Here is a 19,222-nt window from a genome sequence, read left to right on the forward strand (position 1 = left end):
TCGATCAGGGTCGCTCCGCGTCGTCGCCCCACCCTGGTTGGCCGTCGAGGATCCTCTTGAGGCCGGTGAGCGGTTCGCCGACCTGGACGCCCTCGTCGGTGATTTCGAACTCGTGCATCGTCCGCTCGAAGTCGCTGACACGCTTTTTCAGGACACCGACGACCTTCCGGAGTTCGCCGTCCACCTCCGCGTACCGCATGAAGACGATGTTGTCGGCGAGGTAGCTGATGCCGGTCGCCGTCGGGCCGACACTGCCGAGCATCTCGTCGACCTCGTCGACGAGGAGGACCGTCACGCCGACGTTGGTCAGGTACCGACACAGCGCGTGGAGCTTCCGGGCGGGGTCCTGCTCGTCCCCCTGGATCGCGAGTCGATAGCCGGCGATGCCGTCGATCATCACGACCTGGGCCCCCCGGCGCTCGACCTCTTCGCGGACCATCGCCGCGAACTCCTCGGGTGAGCGGGCGAGCGACTCGATCTGTTCGACCGTGAGGTGGTCCCCGTCGGCGAGGTCGCTGACGGGGAGGCCGATGGAGTCGGCGCGGTGGGTGTAGGTGGCCCGCGACTCCTCGAAGAGGTAGACGGCCGCCCGTTCCTCGCGGCGAGCGGCCTCGGTAACGAACAGCGATCCAGTCGTCGTCTTGCCGACGCCGGTCGGGCCGCTGACGACGGTCACGGTCCCGCGCTCGATCCCGCCATCGAGGAGGGCGTCGAAGCCGAGCGTCCCCGACGGGATCGGCTCCGTGTCGAACACCTCGGAGTGTTCGTCCGGGACGAGCCGCGGGAACACCGAGACGCCGTCGTCGGTGATCCGCATGGCGTGCGTGCCGCCCTGCCGGTCCGAACCGCGGAACTTCGGCACCGAGAGCGAGCGGCGGTCGCCCTCGCGTTCGAGCGTCACGATACCGTCACTCGGGTACTGGATGTCGGCGTCGGGACTCGACGGCGTGTCCTGTGCGGTGTACAGCACCGTCGCACCCCGCTCACCGAGGTACCGCACGAACGCGAGCACCTGCTTGTGGAACGGGTGGTCGTCGGGTACGATGTGCCGGAGCCGCGTCAGCGGGTCGACGAACACCCGGTCGGGGTCGACCTCGTCGATGCGGTCGACGATGGTCTCGGTCAGCGACGCCCCCTCCACGTCGCTCGGGGCGAAGATATCGTCGGACTGCTCGTCGACGAAAAACGACGAGTCGGGGCTCAGGTCCAGCCAGTGGAGGCCCCCGAGGTCGAGGCCCAGCTGCGCGGCGTTTCGCTCGGCGTCGGCACGGGACTCTTCGAGCGTGATGCACAGCCCCGACTCGTCGTCGAGCCCGGCCGTCAGGAAGTGATACCCGAGCACCGTCTTTCCGGACCCGGGCGCGCCACGAACGAGGTAGTTCCGGCCGCGAACCAACCCACCACACAGCACGTCGTCGAGGCCGTCGATCCCAGTCGACACGCGCTCCAGGGTGGTCTCGGACATACGGTCGGGAAGACGCCATCGGTTGTTATACGTTGTCGCCCAGGATTCAGGACTGATAGCGGTCGGACCGAAAGCGGTCACGCCTCCCGCGCCAGCACGAGCAGGTGGCGGGTCAGCGACCGGTGGACGCGGCGCTCGAACCGGTCCGTCACTCGCCAGCCGGCCGCTCGCGCGGCGTCACCCCACGGACGGTCCGCGACGACGACCGCCCGCGGCGCGACCCGGCGGGCATCCGCGAGGGCGCCGGCGACCAGCTCGGAGAGGGGCTGGTTCGCGATCTTGGACTGCCGGCCGTAGGGGGCGTCGAAGACCACGCCGTCGACGGCGTCGTCGGGGAGCGGGAGGGCCGTGGCGTCGCCAACCATCGTGTGGGCGCGGCCCGGTGCCGGCAGGGGGTCGGCTGTCGGGGCAGTGTCGCCCTCGGGCGCGAGATAGCGGTCGAGGTTCGTCGCTGCGCCGGCTGCCATCTTCCGCTGGGCGTCGATGCCGAGGACGTCCGCGCCGACGAGGCCGGCCTCGACGAGGACGCCGCCGGTCCCACACATCGGGTCGAGGATCGTCCGCCCGGGTCGGGCACCGGCGACGTTCGCGAGCGCGCGGGCCAGGAGCGGGTCCATGCTCCCGGGCTGGAAGAAGGGGCGGTCGGTCGGTTTGCGCGTCCCGAAGTCACGGACGCTCTCGGCGGCGAGCCAGCCGAGCGCGCAGACGCCCTCGGCGTCGGTGTCGGCCGCGCCCGAGAAGACCGCCCGGAGGACGTGATCGGGGTCGTCGAGGTCGACGGCGAACCCGCGGTCGACGAGTACTTGACCGAGTTCGCGCTCGACGGCCTGCGTATCGACGCCGGTCAGCCCCCGCACGTCCCGGGCGCGGACGGCGACGGTCCCCGAGCGGTCGAGACTCGCGGCGTCGAGGAGCGCGCGGGCGCTCGGTCGGTCGGGTTCCGTCGTCCCGAGGAGGGCGCTCGCGCGGTGCGTGAGCGCGAGACCGGCCGCGCGGTCGGTGGGCGCGCGCGCCGTGGCGAGGCCGGGGGCGAGCGCCTCGACGGCGCGCGCCGCGCTTTCCGCCTCCCGCCTGGCGAGGGCGTCGTCCTCGCCGGCCAGTTCCAGCAGGTACACGACCGTTGCTGACCGCGCGCGACGTTTAACCCTCCCGGTCACCGCCGCTTCCAGCCCCCACTTAACGACAACCGTTGCCGGTTTCGAAACCACTCGCCGCCCTGACTTATCACGGACAGGTACCAACCTTTATAAGCCTTAAATACGAGTTTTAAGTCGAGACATGGTTGACCCCAAGGAAACAATCAATATCGAGAACGTCGTCGCGTCGACGGGTATCGGCCAGGAGCTGGACCTCCAGAGCGTAGCGATGGACCTCGAAGGGGCGGACTACGACCCCGAGCAGTTCCCCGGGCTGGTCTACCGCACGCAGGAACCGAAATCCGCGGCGCTCATCTTCCGGTCGGGCAAGATCGTCTGTACCGGCGCCAAGAGCACCGACGACGTCCACGAGAGCCTCCGGATCGTCTTCGACAAGCTCCGTGATCTGAATATTCAGGTCGACGACGACCCCGAGATCGTCGTCCAGAACATCGTCACCTCCGCGGACCTGGGCCGCAATCTCAACCTCAACGCCATCGCCATCGGCCTCGGGCTGGAGAACATCGAGTACGAGCCCGAGCAGTTCCCCGGGCTGGTCTACCGGCTCGACGAGCCGGACGTGGTCGCGCTGCTCTTTGGCTCCGGGAAGCTCGTCATCACCGGCGGGAAACAGCCCGAGGACGCCGAGGAGGCCGTCGACAAGATCGTCTCCCGGCTCGAAGAGCTGGGCCTCCTCGAAGGCTGACGACGCGACGACCGCCGAACGCAGGGTACAAACGAAGCGGGACCGAAGGACGGCTATGTTCCCGTTGCAGGCCGACCCGACCGGGGGCGGACCGCTGGCACTCGTCGTCACCTTCCTGCTCGTCGCGCTTTTTTACGCGTTCACGCTCCACCTGGCAGCGACCTTCTTCATCGGCGACGTGCCGAGCCAGCGAGCCGCGTACGTCGCGCCGGCGCCCGCGCTGGTCTCACTCCTGCTCCAGCGGTGGGGGACCACCGCCGGCATCGTCTCGCCGAGCATCGGCGCGGGTATAGCCATCCTCGCGACGCTGATCGCCGACGCCTTCGCCATCAGTTTCGTCTACCGGCTCCGGTGGTCCTCGACGGTCCCGCTGACCCTCCTGCACTTCGGCTTCGCGGCCGTCCTCGGGTTCGCCCTGAACAACATCTTCGGGTTCTTCTGAGGGGAAACCGGTGCGGCGACGGCCACTGGCATCCGCCGAGGCCCGCAGGGCGGAGGCGGTTCTCTCGGCGCGACCGGCGGTCGCGCCGAGCAGTCCTAAATTTTTGCGAGTAGTGCGGGACCGGGGGTCCCGCGTACCGTGCGAACGGGCGCGGAGCGCCCGTGAGCAGAGGGGGTTCGCCGTAGGCGGTCCCTCGAAGGAAAATTTACTCGACCATCCGCTCGATCTCGGTCACCAGAATATCGCTCGCGCCCTCGGCTTTCAGGTCGGTGATCGTCTCGAACACCTGGTCTTCGTCGACGACCACGTGGACGGCCACCATATCCGACCCCGCGATGTCCATGACCGTCGGTCCCCCGAGTCCGGGAATGACGTCCTCGACCGCGTCGAGGTCGTCCTCGGGCACGTTCATCATGAGGTAGCGCTTGCCTTCGGCGGATTTGACGGATTCCAGTGCCATCCGCACCTGCTCTACTTTCTCGTCGTCGACCACGTCCGGGCGGGCGAACAGGCGGACGGAGCTTTCGAGCACGTCGGCGACGACGCCCAGGCGGTTCATCCGGAGGGTCGTCCCGGTCGAGGTGATGTCGACGATGGCGTCGGCGATGTCGACGTGGGGCGTGAGTTCGGTCGCGCCCGAGACCTCCGTGATGGTCACGTCGACGCCCTGCTCGTCGAAGAACTCGCGGGTGATCGTCGGGAACTCGGTGGCGACGGTGCCCCCTTCGAGGTCCTCGACACCCTGGACGTCGCCGTCCTCGGGCGCGGCGAGGACGAGCTTGCACTGCCCGAACCCGAGGTCGAGCAGTTCGACGAGGTCGCCGCTGGCGTGTTCCTCGACCTGATCGAGGCCGGTGATGCCGATGTCGGCGGCGCCGTCGGCGACGTACTCGGGGATGTCCGCGGCGCGGGCGTAGAGGACGGTCACGTCGGGGTCGACGGTGTCGGCGTACAGTTTCCGGTCGGCCCCGTCGACGACGTGCAGGCCGGCCCGGTCCAGCAGTTCGACCGACGGATCGTGCAGGCGCCCCTTGTTGGGCACGGCGATGCGCATACGGACTACTGGACGGCCCCCGGGCAACTGTCTTTCCCCTCCGGCCGGTTCCGCGAGCGAGTCCGGGTCGGCCGACCGACGGCGCTGCGACCCGGTGGATTGAGTACCCGGGCGGGCCAACCCGCGGCCATGACGACGCTCCGAATCGCGGGCGGGCAGGTACTCCGGCCGGACGGGGACGTCGAGCGCGGGGATGTCCTCGTCGACCGGGACGCCGGCGACGTTCTCGCGGTCGAAGCACCGAACGAGACCGTCGACGCCGCCGACGAGACCCTCGACGCGACGGACGGGCTGGTGGTCCCCGGTCTCGTGAACGCCCACACGCACGTCGCGATGACGCTGTTGCGCGGCCACGCCGACGACAAGCCGCTGGACGCCTGGCTCCAGGAGGACATCTGGCCCGTCGAGGGGGAGCTCACCGCCGAGGACGTGCGGGCCGGCGCCCGCCTCGGGATTCTGGAGATGATCCGCTCGGGCACCACCTGTTTCGGGGATATGTACTTCTTCATGCCCGAGGTGGTCGCCGCCGTCGACGAGGCCGGCGTCCGTGCGCGCCTCGGCTACGGTGCGATTACGGTCGGCAACGACGACGAGGCGGCCCGCGAGGAGATGCGAACGGGGCTCGAGTTCGCGCGGGAGTACGACGGCGCCGCCGACGGTCGCGTCTCGACGGCGTTCATGCCCCACAGCCTCACCACCGTCGGCGAGGAGTACCTCCGGGAATACGTCCCGACGGCCCGCGAGGAGGGGATTCCCGTCCACTTCCACGCCAACGAGACCGAAGAGGAGGTCGACCCCATCGTCGAGAACCACGGCGATCGGCCCCTCGAATACGCCGACGACGTGGGGATGCTCGCGGAGACGAGTTTCCTCGCCCACGGCGTTCACACGGACGCGACCGAACACGACCTGCTCGCCGAGCGCGGGACGGCGGTCGTCCACTGCCCGGCCTCGAACATGAAACTCGCGAGCGGGATGGCGCCGGTCCAGGCCATGCTCGACCGGGGAGTGACGGTGGGGCTGGGCACGGACGGCGCGGCCTCGAACAACGACCTCTCGATGTTCGACGAGATGCGCGACGCTGCCATGCTCGGTAAATTGGCCGCCGACGACGCCGCCGCCGTCGACGCCCCGACCGTCGTCGAGATGGCGACACAGGGCAGTGCCGCCGCCCTCGGCGTCGACGCCGGCCGGATCGAGTCCGGCGCGACGGCCGACCTCGCCGTCCTCGACCTCGATGCCCCCCACCTCACGCCGCGTCACGACCTGGTCAGCCACCTCGTCTACGCCGCGAGCGCCAGCGACGTGCGCCACACCGTCTGTGACGGACAGGTCCTCATGCGCGACCGCGAGGTCCTGACCCTCGACGCCGACACGGTCGTCGCCGAGGCCCGTGAGCACGCGACGGCACTCCTCGACCGCGCCGCGGAGTAGTATCGCGACCGAGAACGAGCGCCGCCAGAACCTATCACTGGTTCTATCATCCGAGGATTCCCGATTCGATATTAAACCCCGAGAGGTCTTTTTGAACGTTCTTCTCGATTATGAAGCCGTTTTGGACGGAATGAACGAAGTGAACGGGAGTCGGGGTTTAATCGGGAGTCTCGTGTTGTCGCAGGTGATGACACGGACGAAACTACTCGCAATCGCACTGGCGTCGATCCTGGCTATCGGGGTCGTCGGCCCGGCGGCGGCCGCGACCGGTCCGTCGGTCGCGGCCGATTCGTCGGCCGACTCGTCCCCGGTCTCGTTCGCGTTGCAGGACAACGAGACGGACACGAACGAGACGGATGACGACCTGAACGAGACCGACGACGACCTGAACGAGACCGACGACGACCTGAACGAGACCGACGATGACGGCAACGAGACGGAGAACGAAACCGACGACGGGAACGTCTCGTCGCCGTTCGGCCAGCAGTTACAGGCGTACATGACCACGCTCGACAACAGCTCGTCGAACGAGTCGGCGAACGAGACCGACGAGCCGCGTGGCATCCTGATCGCGACGTGGGTCGTCGCGAACAACCCCGGGAACGCACCGGACCACGCGGGACCGCCGGCACACGCCGGCCCCGGCGGTGACGACGGCAACGAGACCGAAAACGAGACCGAGCGCGGCCCACCGGGTGACCGGGAACGCGGCCCGCCCGGTGACGACGGGCAGGGACCTCCGGACTGGGCCGGCCCCGAACCCGGTGAGGACACCGACAGCGAGGAAAGCGAGAGCGAATCCGATACCGAGGATTCGGATGACGGCGAGGACGACGACGAGAACGACGCCGGTAATGGCAACGGCAACGGCGGCGGCCCGCCGGCCAACCCCGGTGGCGGCCCGCCCGGTCGATAACCGACGTAGTCACTCGTTTTCGGCTTCGTAGACGCGGACGTTCCGGAACGTCGAGTCGGAGCTACTGCAGTCGACGCCGTCGACGTTGCCGTCACAGTCCATGACGAAGACCATGTACTGGATGTCGGCGTCGAGGTCGACGTTGTTTTCCGCGAACTTCTCGCCGATGGGGACCTCGTAGGTCACGGTCCCGTCACCGGCGCTGTAAGCGGTTCCGTCGGGTTTGTCGACCGGGACGCCCCAGTTCTGCCCGCCGAAGGGTTTGATGATACGCGCGGAAGTCTGACTGTCGTCGTTCTCCAGGCCGATGCCGTGGATTTCGCCCTCCGCACCGCTCTCGAACTCGAAGGAGATGACGGTATCGCGAGTGACGTTGTACTCGAAGGGGATTCGCTGCCAGCGGTTGCCGGTGAGCGTGATGCCGTCGTCGGTGGTCGTCACGGTGCCCGAGCCGTCCTGGCCGCTCTCGAACGCCGCGAGCGACGCGTCGTCGAAGTCGACGAACCGGGCGGCCAGCCCGTCGGTGATCCGAAACGCGCGGTCGTAGAGGACCGCGCCGTTCGGTTCGTGGACCACGCGGACGCGGAGGTCGCCGTCGGCGACGCCGTGCCGGAGGCGGAACCGCTCGCCGGCGGTGAAGCGGTCGTCGCCGTCGCTCGTGACGGTTCGGAGCGACGAGAGCGGGACGCGGTCCGAGCTGTCGGGCCGCTTGAGGACGACAGCGATATCGTCGACGCGGAGCGCGTCGCCGCTTTCGTGCGTGATGGTCAGGTTCGACGCCGTCACGTCGGCGTCGACGGCGACCGTCGTCGGGTCGCTGGTCGCGTCGTCGGCGAACCCGAGCGCGAACACGGCGACGATACCGATCAGGACGATACCGACACCGACCAGCAGGAGCGAGCCGACGACCTCCGACTGGGCGCGATTCCGGTGGGACACGTCGAACACGGGCGTGTCTACTCACAGCTGATAATAATCCGTTTCGTTGGTTTCGACGGCCGAATCGGGCGCTGACGGTTCGGCAGGGTTTTGGGTCGCCTGCCCCTCCGTTCGGTCATGACCGACACGATCACGGCGCGACTCTCGGACCCGGCGACAGCCCGGGAGTCGGGCCACCAGAAGATGGACTGGGCGCGGGAACACATGCCGATCCTCGCGGCCCTCCGCGAGGAGTACCAGGCCGACCAGCCGTTCGCCGGCGAGCGCATCGGGATGGCGATGCACGTCGAAGCCAAGACCGCGGTGCTTGCCGAACTGCTCGCCGAGGGCGGCGCCGAGGTCGCCATCACCGGCTGTAACCCCCTCTCGACGCACGACGACGTGTCTGCGGCGCTGGACGCCCACGAGAACGTCGTCTCCTACGCCGAACGCGGCGTCGACGACGAGGCGTACTACGCCGCCATCGAGGCCGTCATCGGCCACGAGCCGACGATCACCGTCGACGACGGGATGGACCTCGTCGCCGCCATCCACGAGGACTACCCCGAACTCATCGACACCATCGTCGGCGGCTGCGAGGAGACGACCACCGGCGTCCACCGTCTGCGCGCGATGGCCGAAGACGGCGCACTGGAGTACCCCGTCTTCGCGGTCAACGACACGCCGATGAAGCGACTGTTCGACAACGTCCACGGCACCGGCGAGTCCGTGCTCGCGTCCATCGCCATGACCACGAACCTCTCCTACGCCGGCAAGACCGTCGTCGTCGGCGGCTATGGCGACTGCGGGAAGGGGCTCGCGAAGAAGGCCGCCGGGCAGAACGCCCGCGTGATCGTCACCGAGGTCGAACCCCGTCGCGCCCTTGAGGCCCACATGGAGGGCTACGAGGTCATGCCCATGCAGGAGGCCGCGAAGGAGGGCGACGTGTTCGTCACGACCACCGGCAACCGCGACGTCATCACCCGCGAGGACTTCGAAGTAATGAAAGACGGGGTGTTGCTCGCCAACGCCGGCCACTTCGACGTGGAGGTCGACCTCGACGCGCTCGCGGACCTGGCCGTCGACACCTTCGAGGCCCGCGACGGCGTCCGGGCCTACGAGATGGCCGACGGCCGCGAACTGAACGTCCTGGCGGAGGGGCGCCTCGTCAACCTCGCGACCCCCATCGCGCTCGGCCACCCCGTCGAGGTGATGGACCAGTCCTTCGGCGTACAGGCCGTCTGTGTCCGCGAACTCGTCGAATCCGGCGACGAGTACGGGCCCGGCGTCCACGACGTGCCCGACGAACTCGACCGCGAGGTCGCCGAAATCAAACTCGACGCCGAGGGCGTCGCCTACGACGACCTCACCGACGACCAGGCCGAGTACATGGGCACCTGGCAGCACGGCACGTGAGATGAGCGACGACGGACGGGACGAGGCCACGAACCGGCGGGAGACCGCGAACCGCTGGGACGCGGCCGACTACGACGCGGACCACGGCTTCGTCCACGAGTACGGCCGGTCGCTCGTCGACCGGCTCGACCCGAAACCGGGGGAGCGGGTGCTGGACCTGGGCTGTGGGACCGGCCACCTGACCGCCGAGGTCGCCGCCGCCGTCGGGAACGACGGTGCCGTCGTGGGCATCGACCGGTCCGCGGAGATGGTCGCGGCCGCCCGCGAGGAGCACGACGCGCCCACGTTCCGCCAGGCGGACGCCCGAACGTTCGGGACCGAGGACCCCTTCGATGCGGTCCTCTCGAACGCCGCGCTCCACTGGGTTCCCGGGAGCGACCAGGCCGACGTGCTGGCCCAGGTCGCCGACGCCCTCCGGCCCGGTGGCCGCTTCGTCGCCGAGATGGGCGGTGTCGGGAACGTCGACCGCGTCGTGACGGCGACGCTGGCCGAACTCGCCGAACGGGGGCACGACCGGGACCACCCCTGGTACTTCCCGAGCGTCGGCGAGTACGCGACACGGCTGGAAAACGCGGGGTTCGAGGTCCGGCTGGCACGGCTGTTCGACCGGCCGACCGACCTCGACGGGCCGGACGGCCTGCGAAACTGGCTCGGGATGTTCGGCGACAGCCTGCTGGCCGACCTGCCCGACGTCGAGCGGACTGCCGTGGTCGACGGCGTGGCGGACCGCCTCCGCGAGGAGCTGTACGACGCCGAGAGCGAAACGTGGACGGCGGACTACCGACGGTTGCGGTTCGAGGCGGTCGCCGACGCGACCGAGAACTAAGTCGGTCGACCACGAAGGGGCGGCCATGACCGACGACGCCGACGAGACCACCGCCGGGCGTGATCCGGCAGACGCACTTCTCGTCGCCGCCCACGAGATTCGTCTCGGCATCCTCAGGGCGCTCTGGCGGGCCGAAAATCACGCGCTCCCCTTCTCCGACCTGCGGCGGGCCGTCGGCGTCCGGGACGCCGGCAAGTTCAATTACCACCTCTCGAAACTGGAGGGGCGGTTCGTCACCCACGTCGAGGACCGGTACGAACTGCTGTATCCCGGCCACCGACTGATCGATGCCGTCCAGAGCGGCGTGTTCGACCGCGAAATCGAAGACACCGAGATCGCGGTCGCAGGGGCCTGCCGCGACTGTGACGGCGACCTCGTGTTCACCTACCGGGAGTTCATCGGCCGGGTCCGCTGTCGGGACTGTGAGGAGACGATGCTGGGGTACCCGTTCGACCCCGGTGGGTTCGCCGAACGGGACGACGAGGCCGCTATCGTCCGGGCGTTCGACCGTCGGACGCGGCGCTACTGGCGCTCCGGGACCGACGGCGTCTGTCTGGTCTGTGCCGGCCCGACCGAGGTGGCGCTGGTCGACGAGGCGACGACGTTGCAGGCACTCGACCGCTACGACGACCACTACGCGAGCGACCAGCCAGTCGTCGCCGCCGTGGACTGTCAGCACTGCAGTTTCTACAGTTACGTCCCCGTCGGCGTCGTCCTCCTCGGACACCCCGGCGTCGTCGGCTCGCTCTTTCGCCGAGGGTTCGACGTGCGCGACCGCCACCTCTGGGACCTCCCGTTCGTCGTCGATGCCGACCGGGTGACCCTCGCCGAGACGGACCCGAAACGTGTCGTGGTGACCGCGACGCCCGCGGAAAAGCTGGCTGCGACCGTCGACGAGACCGCGAGCATCGCCGAGGTCGAGGGACTCGTGGGGTAAACGCCCCCGGGCCCCTCAGTCGCCGGCCGTCGGGGCCGGTGTCGTCGGGCAGTCGGGATACGCCGCGACGTTCGCGTACGTGACGAGTGCGTGCCCGAGTTCGGCGACCCGCTCCTCGATGTCCTCGTCGGCGAGCCGGCCGTCAGCCGTCGCGGCGTGGGAGTTCGGGACCGCGACCTGGTCCGGGAGCGTCCAGGCGTCCAGCGCCCGCATCGTCTCCCGGAGGTGTTCGAGCGCCGGAAGCGGGAACCCGCCACCGGCGACGGCGAGGAGGCCGACTGTCGTGTCCGCGAACTCGTCGAACCCGCTGTAATCGAGGGCCGTCTTCAGCGGCGACGCGTACGAGCCGTGATACATCGGCGTCCCGAGCAGGACGGCGTCGGCCGCTCGCAGGCGCCGCCGGAGTTCCGGCGCGTCACCCGCATCCGGGGCGTCCGCGTCGAAGACCGGCAGGTCCCACTCCCGGAGGTCCAGCAGTTCGGTCGTCGCGCCCGCCGCGGTCGCGGCATCGAGCGCTCGGTCGACGGCGATACGTGTCGTGCTGTCGTCGGCCAGACTCCCGACGAGTCCGACCACGTGAGCGTTCTCGGTCATGTTCGATCCGTACTCGAATACACGGCATGCTGTGTGATAAGCGCTCGCTGAACTCGGTTTCAGTAACTAATCGTATGTATTCACACCGTGATCAGGACGGCGCCGACGACGACGAAGCCGGCGCCGGCGACGACGCCGCGGGTGACGCGTTCCACGTCGCGCAGGAGGACGGCCGAAAAGAGGGTCGTGAACAGGGGCGCGGTCGCGGCCAGCGAGTCGACGATGGCGACCCGACCGGCTTCGAGCGAGAACGCAGTGAAGAAGGCGAGGAGCGCGACGGCCGTCAGCAGGCCGCTCCCGGCGAAGTAGCGGTACGAGGCCCGCGGCGCGGAGAGCACGTCCTGCCGGTTCCGTGCGAGGGCGTACGCGGCGAGCACGACGAGCGCGGCCGTCTCGTTGACGGCGACGGCCTGCAGCGGCGTCGCGGCCGTGTCGGTGAAGCCGAACCGCCGGAGGACGTTCCCAGCGGCGAAGACGGCGGCCGCACCGACGGGAAAGAGCAGGTCCCGTGGCTGCCAGCCGGACACGTCCCCGCCCTTCGAGTAGGTGAGGACGACCAGCCCGCCGACGAGGACGGCGACCCCGACGCCGGTCAGCGGCCCGAGCGGTTCGCCGAGAAAGCCCAGCGCGAGCAGCGTCGCGAACAGCGGGCGGGTGCTGATGCCGGCGCTGTTGATGCTCGCGCCGACGCGGTCGACGCCCGCGAACACGAAGATGCGCCCCAGTGCCGTCCCGAACAGGCCCGCGACGGCGAACAGGGCGACGAGCCGCGGCGTCAGCCCCGCGAACGGGTCCGGCCAGGACTGGATCGCCAGCGCCACCCAGTACAGCAGCGAGTCCACGACGACGACGACCAGCGCGGCCTGCAACGAGTTCCCACCGGCGTCCATCCCGCGTTTGTCGAGGATGGGGCCGAATCCCCAGAGGACGGCCGGGACGAGCGCCAGCGCGTAGACGACCAGCGGCGTCTGGGTCATCGCACCACCACGTGTGGGACCATCGGGATAGCGGAAGGGAGGCCGGCGCGGTGAAGTGGGTTTCCATCGCGAACGGGCGTCGCGGTGGGCTTAAGACCGCCGACGAGCGAGTAGCGGGTGTGTCCTCGAACCGGAACGGCGACCACCGGAACACTCGCTCGGCTCACGGCGTCACCGTTCGCCAGTCGCGGCGCTTCGCGCCGCGCACCGCTCGTCTTCCGAGCCCCCGCTCGCTTCGCTCGCGGGGACGACGGGAACGCGAACTCGTCAACGAACTCGACGCAGTCGAGGTGGATCACTGATGTCGAGCAATCGGAAAGGCGACAGACGGGAACGCGAACTCGTCAACGAACTCGACGCCGCGGGCTTCGCGGTGATGCGCGCGCCGGCCTCGGGGAGCGCCACCGAGCGGGAACTGCCCGACGTGCTCGCGGGCAACGGCGAGGAGTTCTTCGCCGTCGAGGCGAAATCGTCGGCGGGCGACCCCATCTACCTCGACGGGGAGGAGATCGAAGCCTTGCTGTACTTCTCGCAGAACTTCGGCGCGAAACCCCGCGTCGGCGTCCGCTTCGACCGCGAGGACTGGTACTTCTTCCACCCCGGCGACCTCTACACCACCGACGGCGGCAACTACCGCGTCAAGAAAGAGACCGCGCTCTCGGATGGGACCGACTTCGCCGAACTCGTCGGCGACTCCGAGAAAGTCACGCTCGAAGAAGCGGCGGCGCAGGCCGCCACGGACGACGACGAGGACCGCCGCGAGGTCCTGGCGGCGCTCGAACGCGGCGACATCTCCGTCGAGGACGCCCTGGCACTGCTATAGTACCTTTTTTAGCCTCGGGTGCGCTCCGCGCACCTCTCGGCTAAAAAATCTACGCTAAAAAATCCGGACGCTCGCTCCGCTCGCGTCCGGTGAACCGCCTCGCGCCGCCGGCGCACGGCGGATGCTCTTTCTCAGGACAGAGGATTCATTCAGCACAGAGCAGAACTATCGACTGCCTGTCCATAATTTGCAACCCCATGTATATACCTGCTTCACATATCCAATGTTGTAATAGAACTGGTGCATAAGTCGATCCAGTATGATTTTTGATATATGGTTTATTGCTCAAACTGTGGTGTAGAGGTAGCCGCGAACAAACCCTTTTGTGGGGAATGCGGGCACGAAATTGACGGCGAATCCAACGAATCCGCATCCAGTACTGTTGAATCAACGTCTAGTTCTGAGCGCGTATATCAGCATCCTGGAAAGGACGGAATAGCATTCGGTCACCTCGCCAAAGTTGCAGCCATTGCCCTCCTCCCTAGCATCATTCTTGAAATCGCCATGCCAGGCGCGGTCGGTGGGGCCGGGTTGCTGATCGGACTCCCACTATTCACCTATCTCGGCTACCAGATGCCCACAATCAAAACTGCGTTCGGGAAACTCTCATTCTGGACCGCGATCGTTTTCTTCCTGTCCCCGATCCTGCTGATTATCCATACCCTCATATTCGCGGGCGGAACGGAAGGTGCTGCAGAGGCTGCAGGGGCAGCCATCGGCGGAACAATCCTTGTCGTCGGGGCGTTCGTTATTGGAATTCCAGTCGGGATCGGATTCTATCTGCTTTCAAATCGGTATAGTATCGAAGAAAACGCGACTATCGAAAAGTAATCTCTAACGAAAATACGAATAGCCAGCCCCGCTTGCTTGGAAGCTCAACGGGTTGCTACTGCTCAATATGTGAGCCACTCAATTCAAATCAAGAGTGGGCAGAGTTACCGGCTGATTGTGAGCGCATGCGGGACTCGCGCCCTGCATATTACACCGCGCTCAGAACATCATCTCGAACTGGTAGGATTCTCGCCAGTCAATTCGCATGTCTACTGAGCGGGTTCACCGTCCGCGTTCCAGGCTTTAGTCCACGATCGCGGCGTCCTCCACGCGGCGAAGCCGCGAGTACGGGAAGGCGTAGACGCGCGGCTCGCGGTTGCGGAGTTCGTCACCGAGGTACACCACGTCAACGACGAGGTCGTTGGCCGGGTACCGCTCGTTCGTCTCGTGAGCGGCCACCGTCTTCCCCGTGGCTTCGATGACGTACTCGTCGGCGCGGTCGGAGCGGACCCGTCGGACGACGAGGGTGTCGCCGGTCTCGCGGTCGGTGACCACGTCGCCGGGGTCGAGCCGGCAGTCGGTACAGAGTGGCGGCTCGGCGGTCTCGGGGACGAACGCCTCGTCCCCGCAGGCGGCACAGTCGGCGCGGCGCTTCCCGGGCGGCGGGGCGCGTTCGAGGTTGATCTCGATAGCGACGCGGCGGAGGTGTTTGCACCGCTCGTGGCGGTAGCGGTGGTCGGGACAGGTACAGCGCCGGCCGGGTACGTCGACGGTGTAGGAGCCGTGGTCGGTCTCGACGGCGTAACAGCCGCCGCTCAGCGGCGTGACTGCCATCGGTTCGGTCCAGGCGCGGGCGGCGCGGGGGTCGAGCTCGCGCGGATCGGGCGCGAGCGGTGCTCTCCGTTGGGACATGGGCTATCCGGACGCGGCTCGTGTTTCGGGTGCGTCCACCCGAAACGTAGGTGCTGGAGCTACTTGAGGGGCGCGGCCGGGCGGGGGGAACCGAACGTATCACGGGCGGACGCGGGCATCGAAGCCCTTTTGCACGGGCCGGGGAAATCCGGCGATATGGATATCGAGCGGGAGACGGTCGTCGAAGCGGGCGTGTCCATCGGGGCCGCTATCGTCTTCATTATCGCCGTCCTCCTCGTCGGCTCGCAGTTCAGAACCAACGGCGACATCACCGGGACCGGCGGCCTCGCCGTCGTCGGCACCATCGGTTTCTTCGTCTTCCTGATGGCAGGCGTGGGCGTCTACTTCGCGTACAGATAGGGGCGCTCAGTCGGCCGTCTCGCCGGCGTCGCCGCCCTCCTCGCCCTCGCCCTCTCCCTCACGCCAGTCGACCAGTTCCTCCTCGTCGGCCTCGTCCAGCCGGTGTTCGTAGTAGTTGAGGGGGTGTGACTCGTTGATGACGTCCTCGCAGATGTCGTCTTTCCCCACGCAGTCGCCGTAGGACTGCATCGTCGCACAGGCCGGCGTCGAGTACTCCGTGGGACTGGTCGCCCCGCGGATGTGGTCGACCTGGTAGCGGGTCTGTTCCTCGCCGAACCCGGGGTTCACCTGGAACAGTTCGACGATCTCGTCGGTCGACATCCCGATCCCCGTCAGGAACGCGGCGATGGCGAACCGGGAGTGATGTTCGAGGTGTTCGCCCTTCTGGACCTGGTCGAGCAGGTGCCGCATACACGGCGGGAACAGGTCGGGAACGACCGTGTCGATCTCCCGGGTCAAATCGAGGTCGGCGAGCAGTTCCCGGACGTGCTCGGCCTCGTCGGTCAGTTCCTCGGCGATGGGGTCCGGAACGGGGAAGGGGAGGCCGTCCTGGACGCGCCGGCGAACGGCGGACCGACAGAGGACCAGCAGTTCGTCCTCGTCGATGGGGACCTGGCCGTCGGCCAGCGGGCGGTTGACCAGGCGCCACTCGTCGCCCCGCTCGTCGGCCGCGTATTCGAGGTACGCACCCACGTCCACGCGATAGTCCGCACCGGCGTCCGGCCCCGTCTCGTGGACGGGCGCCGCGAGGTCGAACTCCCGGAGCAGGGCGTCGAGCGAGAGGCGTTCGGTGCGGGTGCTCTGGAACTCGGCGGTCGCACCCAGTTCCTCGGTGAACCGCTCGTAGGCCGTCGTCGCCTCCGCACGGCCGTACTTCCTGAGGAGGACGTGTTCGTCGACGAGGGAGACGAGGACGCGCGCGACGGGATAGGAGAGCAATTCGACGCGTGTCCGTCGGTGTGGCTCGCCGACGGTCCCCTCCGCGAGCGCCCACTCGATGCGCTCCAGCCCGCGCTCCACGACGGCCTCCTCGGTGGCGACGAGGTCGGCGAGGTCGACGCCAGCCTCCTCGACGGCCTCGCGGGCGGCGCCCAGAAACGGGTAGCGAGCGTGGAGCGGCTTCATCGACACCACGGTTACGCGGCGGTCCGAATAAACCCGGCGGTCGGTCGGTTCGACCGAAGGGAGAACCGGCGAACGTGCGAGCGGGGAACGGAGTGACCCGCGAGCAGAGCGGCGCGAGCAACGGGAGAGCCGACTAGTCGTCGGCGCGGGACTCGATTTCGTCGACGATTCCGTCGTCGTTCCCGCCGTCGCCGACCGCCTGCCGGTACTGTCGCAGTTCGTTCGGCGTCACCTCGACCCGGCGGGTCTCGCCCTCGCGGCGAATCTCCAGCGTGACCGTCCCGTGGGGGTCGTTGCGGCGCTTGAAGTTGGCGACGGCGACGAAGACGAACCACAGCGCGATGGCGCCCCCGAGGAAGTAGACGACGGCCGTCTCGAAGACCAGCGGGTCAGCGGCCAGCACCCACCGGCTCGGGTACGCGTAGGAGAAGAGCCACACGCCGGCGAATGCGACCGCGGTGCCGACGACCACGCCGGCCTGCTGGCGCCGCTTCGAGGGGAGGACGGCCACGACACCAAGCAGCACGACCGGGCCGCCGACGCCCGCCAGCACGCCCGCGAGGTGTTTGACCTCGTAGGGCGTCTCGGCCCCGAGCACGCCGGCAAGCGGCGTCGTCGCGACGAGCAGGCTCACGAGGAGCGTGACCGCACCGAGCAACGACACCGCCGCGCCGAGCGCGATGCGGCGCGGGTCGCGCTCGCCGCGTCCGGCCCGCCGGTCCGTGTAGGCCTCCGAGAGGCTCGGCATACGCCAGTGTGGTCACTCCAGCTACAAAACGATGCGTCAGACGCGTGCGTGACGGGTGGCCGAGCGAGGAGGAGAAATCGAATCGGAAGCCGAAAAAACCGCGGACGGGCGACGCTCAGTCGCTCTGGATGCGGGGCGCTAACATGTAAGTTACCGTCCCGTCTCCCTCGGCGATGTCGAAGTGCATCTTGACGGGGAACTCCTCGCCGAGTTCCATCTCCACCTCGGCGTCTTTCGGGATGGCCTTGTTCATGTCCTTGAGATAGTCGAGCGAGAACAGCGAGTGGGCCTCCCCGGCGACGAGGTCGATGAGGTCCTCCCGGCCCAGCTCGAAGTGCACGTCGTCGGTGTCGCCCTCGGCGTCGACGTAGAACACCTCGCGGTCGGCGTCGACGCCGAGCGCGATGTGGTCCGAGACCATGTCCGCGGCCGTGACCGCGCGGTCGATGTCGTTGCCCTCCAGCACGATGGTCGAGGAGAGGTCGAGGTCGGGGAGGTCCGGTTCCTGGCGGATGGAGTCGGGGTCGATGAGCGCGAGGGTCCCCTCGAGGCCGTCGATCTGGACGTGGAGTTTCCGGGTCTCCTCGTCGAGTTCGAGGTGGATGAGCTGGCCGGCGTCGGCCATGCTCGCGAACTCCTCCAGTCGGGAGAGGTTCACGCCGATGGTCCCGCCGTCGGTTTCGTAGGACTCGAAGGCCGAGACGTCGAGCCGCAGGTCGACCATCCCCACGTTGGCCGGGTCGACAGCGCGGATCTCGATGCCGTCCTCCGTGAGGTGGATCTTACATTCGTCCACCAGCACGCTCACGGAGTCGAGTGTCGCCCGGAGCGTATCCGCACTCACGATAGCGTCGAACATCTTGCTATCGGCTACGCCCCCATCTCTTAAAAAGTCCCGTCTTTCGCGCGCGGGCGGCGCCGACACCGCGGTCGCCGTTCGGCCCCCAACGTTTCGATCCGGGCGGCCCAACGGCCCGTATGAGCGACGAGAGTGCGGCCGATGACGAGGGCCCGGAGGATGGCTCCGGGGAGGCCGACGCAGTGGCCGACGAGAGCCCACACGACAGGATGGAAGCCTACGTCGAACTCGCCGCGGAGGAACGGGCGTCCCGCCGGCGGAAGGACGCGGTGCTGGACGCCGTCGGCGACGACCTGGCGGCGGCCGTCGCGGCGGCAGCCGAGGACGCCGGCGTTACCGTCGAAGTGACCGGAACGTCCCGCGACGGGACACAACAGACCCTCCGGGCGCGACTCGACCGGGCGGCACTGGTCGCCGCCGCCGCCGAGCGCCTCCCCGACGGGTTCGTGGTCCAGCACGTCAACGACGACGGCACGCTCACGGTCCAGTGGGACGAGCGAGCGTCGGTCCCGGACAGCCGCCACCACGCGGCCCTGCTCAAGGCCATCGTCGCCGAGGAGACCGAGTTCGACGAGGACGGACTCATCGCGGGCGTCCCCACCCGGGCGGCCGTCCTCGCCCGGGCCATCGAACTGGGCGTCCCCGAGGACGCCGCCGAGACGGGTCTCGCCCGCCTCGAACGCCTCGACATGGTCGACATCGACGACGGCCGGGTCTACCCGGACTCGAACTTCTCGAAGCGGTGAGCCGGCGCCAGTAAGTATCCGATGTCCCTTTCCGCGTCGACCGTCTCGGTACTCGTA

22 protein-coding genes are annotated in these 19,222 nt (G+C 68.1%); 12 read left to right on the top strand and 10 right to left on the bottom strand.

The genetic code is table 11. The features are described 5' to 3' along the window. Positions 1 to 4 precede the first annotated feature (4 nt). Positions 5 to 1,465 (bottom strand): ATPase domain-containing protein, encoded by a 1,461-nt coding sequence (locus tag MUG96_RS17025; protein ID WP_246984666.1) that lies wholly within the window; start codon positions 1,463 to 1,465, stop codon positions 5 to 7. A gap of 77 nt (positions 1,466 to 1,542) precedes the next feature. Continuing rightward, on the bottom strand, positions 1,543 to 2,580 hold the full coding sequence (locus MUG96_RS17030; RefSeq protein ID WP_246984667.1) for a class I SAM-dependent methyltransferase: 1,038 nt from the start codon (positions 2,578 to 2,580) through the stop codon (positions 1,543 to 1,545). Positions 2,581 to 2,743: 163 nt separating this feature from the next. On the opposite strand from MUG96_RS17030, the gene MUG96_RS17035 reads away from it, so the two are divergent. Together MUG96_RS17035 and MUG96_RS17040 are read left to right on the top strand one after the other, a co-directional pair. Beyond that, positions 2,744 to 3,307 (top strand): TATA-box-binding protein, encoded by a 564-nt coding sequence (locus MUG96_RS17035; protein ID WP_246984668.1) that lies wholly within the window; start codon positions 2,744 to 2,746, stop codon positions 3,305 to 3,307. A 55-nt stretch (positions 3,308 to 3,362) separates the two neighbouring features. Continuing rightward, the gene (locus tag MUG96_RS17040) at positions 3,363 to 3,749 is read left to right on the top strand and encodes a DUF7473 family protein (RefSeq protein WP_246984669.1); all 387 of its coding nucleotides are present in this window, start codon (positions 3,363 to 3,365) and stop codon (positions 3,747 to 3,749) included. A gap of 205 nt (positions 3,750 to 3,954) precedes the next feature. On the opposite strand, the gene hisG is transcribed toward MUG96_RS17040, so the two are convergent. After that, positions 3,955 to 4,803, bottom strand: a complete 849-nt coding sequence (hisG, locus tag MUG96_RS17045) for an ATP phosphoribosyltransferase (protein ID WP_246984671.1) — start codon at positions 4,801 to 4,803, stop codon at positions 3,955 to 3,957. Between the two features lie 129 nt (positions 4,804 to 4,932). Here hisG and MUG96_RS17050 point away from each other — a divergent pair, with 129 nt between their 5' ends. Together MUG96_RS17050 and MUG96_RS17055 are read left to right on the top strand one after the other, a co-directional pair. Further along, positions 4,933 to 6,237, top strand: a complete 1,305-nt coding sequence (locus MUG96_RS17050) for an amidohydrolase (protein ID WP_246984673.1) — start codon at positions 4,933 to 4,935, stop codon at positions 6,235 to 6,237. A 187-nt stretch (positions 6,238 to 6,424) separates the two neighbouring features. Next, complete coding sequence (locus MUG96_RS17055; RefSeq protein ID WP_246984675.1) at positions 6,425 to 7,153, top strand: hypothetical protein; 729 nt, start codon at positions 6,425 to 6,427, stop codon at positions 7,151 to 7,153. A 9-nt stretch (positions 7,154 to 7,162) separates the two neighbouring features. Here MUG96_RS17055 and MUG96_RS17060 read toward each other — a convergent pair whose 3' ends face one another. Beyond that, complete coding sequence (locus tag MUG96_RS17060) at positions 7,163 to 8,101, bottom strand: type IV pilin N-terminal domain-containing protein (protein WP_246984677.1); 939 nt, start codon at positions 8,099 to 8,101, stop codon at positions 7,163 to 7,165. 108 nt (positions 8,102 to 8,209) lie between these two features. Between MUG96_RS17060 and MUG96_RS17065 the strand changes: the two genes are divergently transcribed. From MUG96_RS17065 to MUG96_RS17075, 3 genes are read left to right on the top strand one after another with little or no spacing between them, the layout of a single operon-like run. Then, on the top strand, positions 8,210 to 9,487 hold the full coding sequence (locus MUG96_RS17065) for an adenosylhomocysteinase (RefSeq protein WP_246984679.1): 1,278 nt from the start codon (positions 8,210 to 8,212) through the stop codon (positions 9,485 to 9,487). A 1-nt stretch (position 9,488) separates the two neighbouring features. Continuing rightward, positions 9,489 to 10,313 (top strand): class I SAM-dependent methyltransferase, encoded by an 825-nt coding sequence (locus tag MUG96_RS17070; protein WP_246984680.1) that lies wholly within the window; start codon positions 9,489 to 9,491, stop codon positions 10,311 to 10,313. 25 nt (positions 10,314 to 10,338) lie between these two features. Then, positions 10,339 to 11,250: a DUF7351 domain-containing protein gene (locus MUG96_RS17075; protein ID WP_246984682.1), complete on the top strand. Its 912-nt coding sequence runs from the start codon at positions 10,339 to 10,341 to the stop codon at positions 11,248 to 11,250. 15 nt (positions 11,251 to 11,265) lie between these two features. Here the strand turns inward: MUG96_RS17075 and MUG96_RS17080 are convergent, their stop codons facing one another. Together MUG96_RS17080 and MUG96_RS17085 are read right to left on the bottom strand one after the other, a co-directional pair. Next, complete coding sequence (locus MUG96_RS17080) at positions 11,266 to 11,844, bottom strand: NADPH-dependent FMN reductase (RefSeq protein ID WP_246984685.1); 579 nt, start codon at positions 11,842 to 11,844, stop codon at positions 11,266 to 11,268. 80 nt (positions 11,845 to 11,924) lie between these two features. Further along, positions 11,925 to 12,821 (bottom strand): EamA family transporter, encoded by an 897-nt coding sequence (locus MUG96_RS17085; RefSeq protein WP_246984687.1) that lies wholly within the window; start codon positions 12,819 to 12,821, stop codon positions 11,925 to 11,927. A gap of 119 nt (positions 12,822 to 12,940) precedes the next feature. Between MUG96_RS17085 and MUG96_RS17090 the strand changes: the two genes are divergently transcribed. From MUG96_RS17090 to MUG96_RS17100, 3 genes are all read left to right on the top strand, one after another. After that, on the top strand, positions 12,941 to 13,123 hold the full coding sequence (locus MUG96_RS17090) for a hypothetical protein (protein WP_246984688.1): 183 nt from the start codon (positions 12,941 to 12,943) through the stop codon (positions 13,121 to 13,123). Continuing rightward, positions 13,123 to 13,644 (top strand): Holliday junction resolvase Hjc, encoded by a 522-nt coding sequence (gene hjc / locus MUG96_RS17095; RefSeq protein ID WP_373221912.1) that lies wholly within the window; start codon positions 13,123 to 13,125, stop codon positions 13,642 to 13,644. The genes MUG96_RS17090 and hjc overlap by 1 nt, the downstream gene beginning before the upstream one ends. 273 nt (positions 13,645 to 13,917) lie before the next feature. Continuing rightward, positions 13,918 to 14,475: a zinc ribbon domain-containing protein gene (locus tag MUG96_RS17100; RefSeq protein WP_246984690.1), complete on the top strand. Its 558-nt coding sequence runs from the start codon at positions 13,918 to 13,920 to the stop codon at positions 14,473 to 14,475. Positions 14,476 to 14,718: 243 nt separating this feature from the next. Here MUG96_RS17100 and MUG96_RS17105 read toward each other — a convergent pair whose 3' ends face one another. Then, on the bottom strand, positions 14,719 to 15,327 hold the full coding sequence (locus MUG96_RS17105) for an SWIM zinc finger family protein (RefSeq protein WP_246984693.1): 609 nt from the start codon (positions 15,325 to 15,327) through the stop codon (positions 14,719 to 14,721). Positions 15,328 to 15,483: 156 nt separating this feature from the next. On the opposite strand from MUG96_RS17105, the gene MUG96_RS17110 reads away from it, so the two are divergent. Beyond that, entirely contained in the window at positions 15,484 to 15,687 is a 204-nt protein-coding gene (locus MUG96_RS17110) for a DUF7472 family protein (protein ID WP_246984695.1), read from the top strand. A gap of 6 nt (positions 15,688 to 15,693) precedes the next feature. On the opposite strand, the gene priL is transcribed toward MUG96_RS17110, so the two are convergent. The 3 genes from priL to MUG96_RS17125 form a co-directional block, all read right to left on the bottom strand. Continuing rightward, on the bottom strand, positions 15,694 to 16,812 hold the full coding sequence (gene priL, locus MUG96_RS17115) for a DNA primase regulatory subunit PriL (RefSeq protein WP_246984697.1): 1,119 nt from the start codon (positions 16,810 to 16,812) through the stop codon (positions 15,694 to 15,696). A 133-nt stretch (positions 16,813 to 16,945) separates the two neighbouring features. Then, positions 16,946 to 17,560, bottom strand: coding sequence for a cell division protein CdpA domain-containing protein (locus tag MUG96_RS17120; protein WP_246984698.1), 615 nt, complete (start codon positions 17,558 to 17,560; stop codon positions 16,946 to 16,948). Positions 17,561 to 17,675: 115 nt separating this feature from the next. Beyond that, entirely contained in the window at positions 17,676 to 18,419 is a 744-nt protein-coding gene (locus MUG96_RS17125; protein WP_246984700.1) for a DNA polymerase sliding clamp, read from the bottom strand. Positions 18,420 to 18,628: 209 nt separating this feature from the next. Between MUG96_RS17125 and MUG96_RS17130 the strand changes: the two genes are divergently transcribed. After that, complete coding sequence (locus tag MUG96_RS17130) at positions 18,629 to 19,165, top strand: hypothetical protein (protein ID WP_373222119.1); 537 nt, start codon at positions 18,629 to 18,631, stop codon at positions 19,163 to 19,165. Positions 19,166 to 19,222: the final 57 nt, after the last annotated feature.

The organism is Halorientalis marina (assembly GCF_023028345.1).
GTDB classification, from domain to species: Archaea; Halobacteriota; Halobacteria; order Halobacteriales; family Haloarculaceae; genus Halorientalis; species Halorientalis marina.

What these genes read in the sequence shown, in the direction of transcription:
- MUG96_RS17065 (WP_246984679.1), top strand. Translation starts at nt 8,210, where the DNA reads ATGACCGACACGATCACGGCGCGACTCTCGGACCCGGCGACAGCCCGG.
- MUG96_RS17120 (WP_246984698.1), bottom strand. Translation starts at nt 17,560, where the DNA reads ATGCCGAGCCTCTCGGAGGCCTACACGGACCGGCGGGCCGGACGCGGC.
- MUG96_RS17080 (WP_246984685.1), bottom strand. Translation starts at nt 11,844, where the DNA reads ATGACCGAGAACGCTCACGTGGTCGGACTCGTCGGGAGTCTGGCCGAC.
- MUG96_RS17130 (WP_373222119.1), top strand. Translation starts at nt 18,629, where the DNA reads ATGGAAGCCTACGTCGAACTCGCCGCGGAGGAACGGGCGTCCCGCCGG.
- MUG96_RS17025 (WP_246984666.1), bottom strand. Translation starts at nt 1,465, where the DNA reads ATGTCCGAGACCACCCTGGAGCGCGTGTCGACTGGGATCGACGGCCTC.
- MUG96_RS17100 (WP_246984690.1), top strand. Translation starts at nt 13,918, where the DNA reads ATGGTTTATTGCTCAAACTGTGGTGTAGAGGTAGCCGCGAACAAACCC.
- MUG96_RS17125 (WP_246984700.1), bottom strand. Translation starts at nt 18,419, where the DNA reads ATGTTCGACGCTATCGTGAGTGCGGATACGCTCCGGGCGACACTCGAC.
- hisG (WP_246984671.1), bottom strand. Translation starts at nt 4,803, where the DNA reads ATGCGCATCGCCGTGCCCAACAAGGGGCGCCTGCACGATCCGTCGGTC.
- MUG96_RS17055 (WP_246984675.1), top strand. Translation starts at nt 6,425, where the DNA reads ATGACACGGACGAAACTACTCGCAATCGCACTGGCGTCGATCCTGGCT.
- MUG96_RS17075 (WP_246984682.1), top strand. Translation starts at nt 10,339, where the DNA reads ATGACCGACGACGCCGACGAGACCACCGCCGGGCGTGATCCGGCAGAC.
- MUG96_RS17110 (WP_246984695.1), top strand. Translation starts at nt 15,484, where the DNA reads ATGGATATCGAGCGGGAGACGGTCGTCGAAGCGGGCGTGTCCATCGGG.
- priL (WP_246984697.1), bottom strand. Translation starts at nt 16,812, where the DNA reads ATGAAGCCGCTCCACGCTCGCTACCCGTTTCTGGGCGCCGCCCGCGAG.
- MUG96_RS17040 (WP_246984669.1), top strand. Translation starts at nt 3,363, where the DNA reads ATGTTCCCGTTGCAGGCCGACCCGACCGGGGGCGGACCGCTGGCACTC.
- MUG96_RS17035 (WP_246984668.1), top strand. Translation starts at nt 2,744, where the DNA reads ATGGTTGACCCCAAGGAAACAATCAATATCGAGAACGTCGTCGCGTCG.
- hjc (WP_373221912.1), top strand. Translation starts at nt 13,123, where the DNA reads ATGTCGAGCAATCGGAAAGGCGACAGACGGGAACGCGAACTCGTCAAC.
- MUG96_RS17085 (WP_246984687.1), bottom strand. Translation starts at nt 12,821, where the DNA reads ATGACCCAGACGCCGCTGGTCGTCTACGCGCTGGCGCTCGTCCCGGCC.
- MUG96_RS17070 (WP_246984680.1), top strand. Translation starts at nt 9,489, where the DNA reads ATGAGCGACGACGGACGGGACGAGGCCACGAACCGGCGGGAGACCGCG.
- MUG96_RS17050 (WP_246984673.1), top strand. Translation starts at nt 4,933, where the DNA reads ATGACGACGCTCCGAATCGCGGGCGGGCAGGTACTCCGGCCGGACGGG.
- MUG96_RS17105 (WP_246984693.1), bottom strand. Translation starts at nt 15,327, where the DNA reads ATGTCCCAACGGAGAGCACCGCTCGCGCCCGATCCGCGCGAGCTCGAC.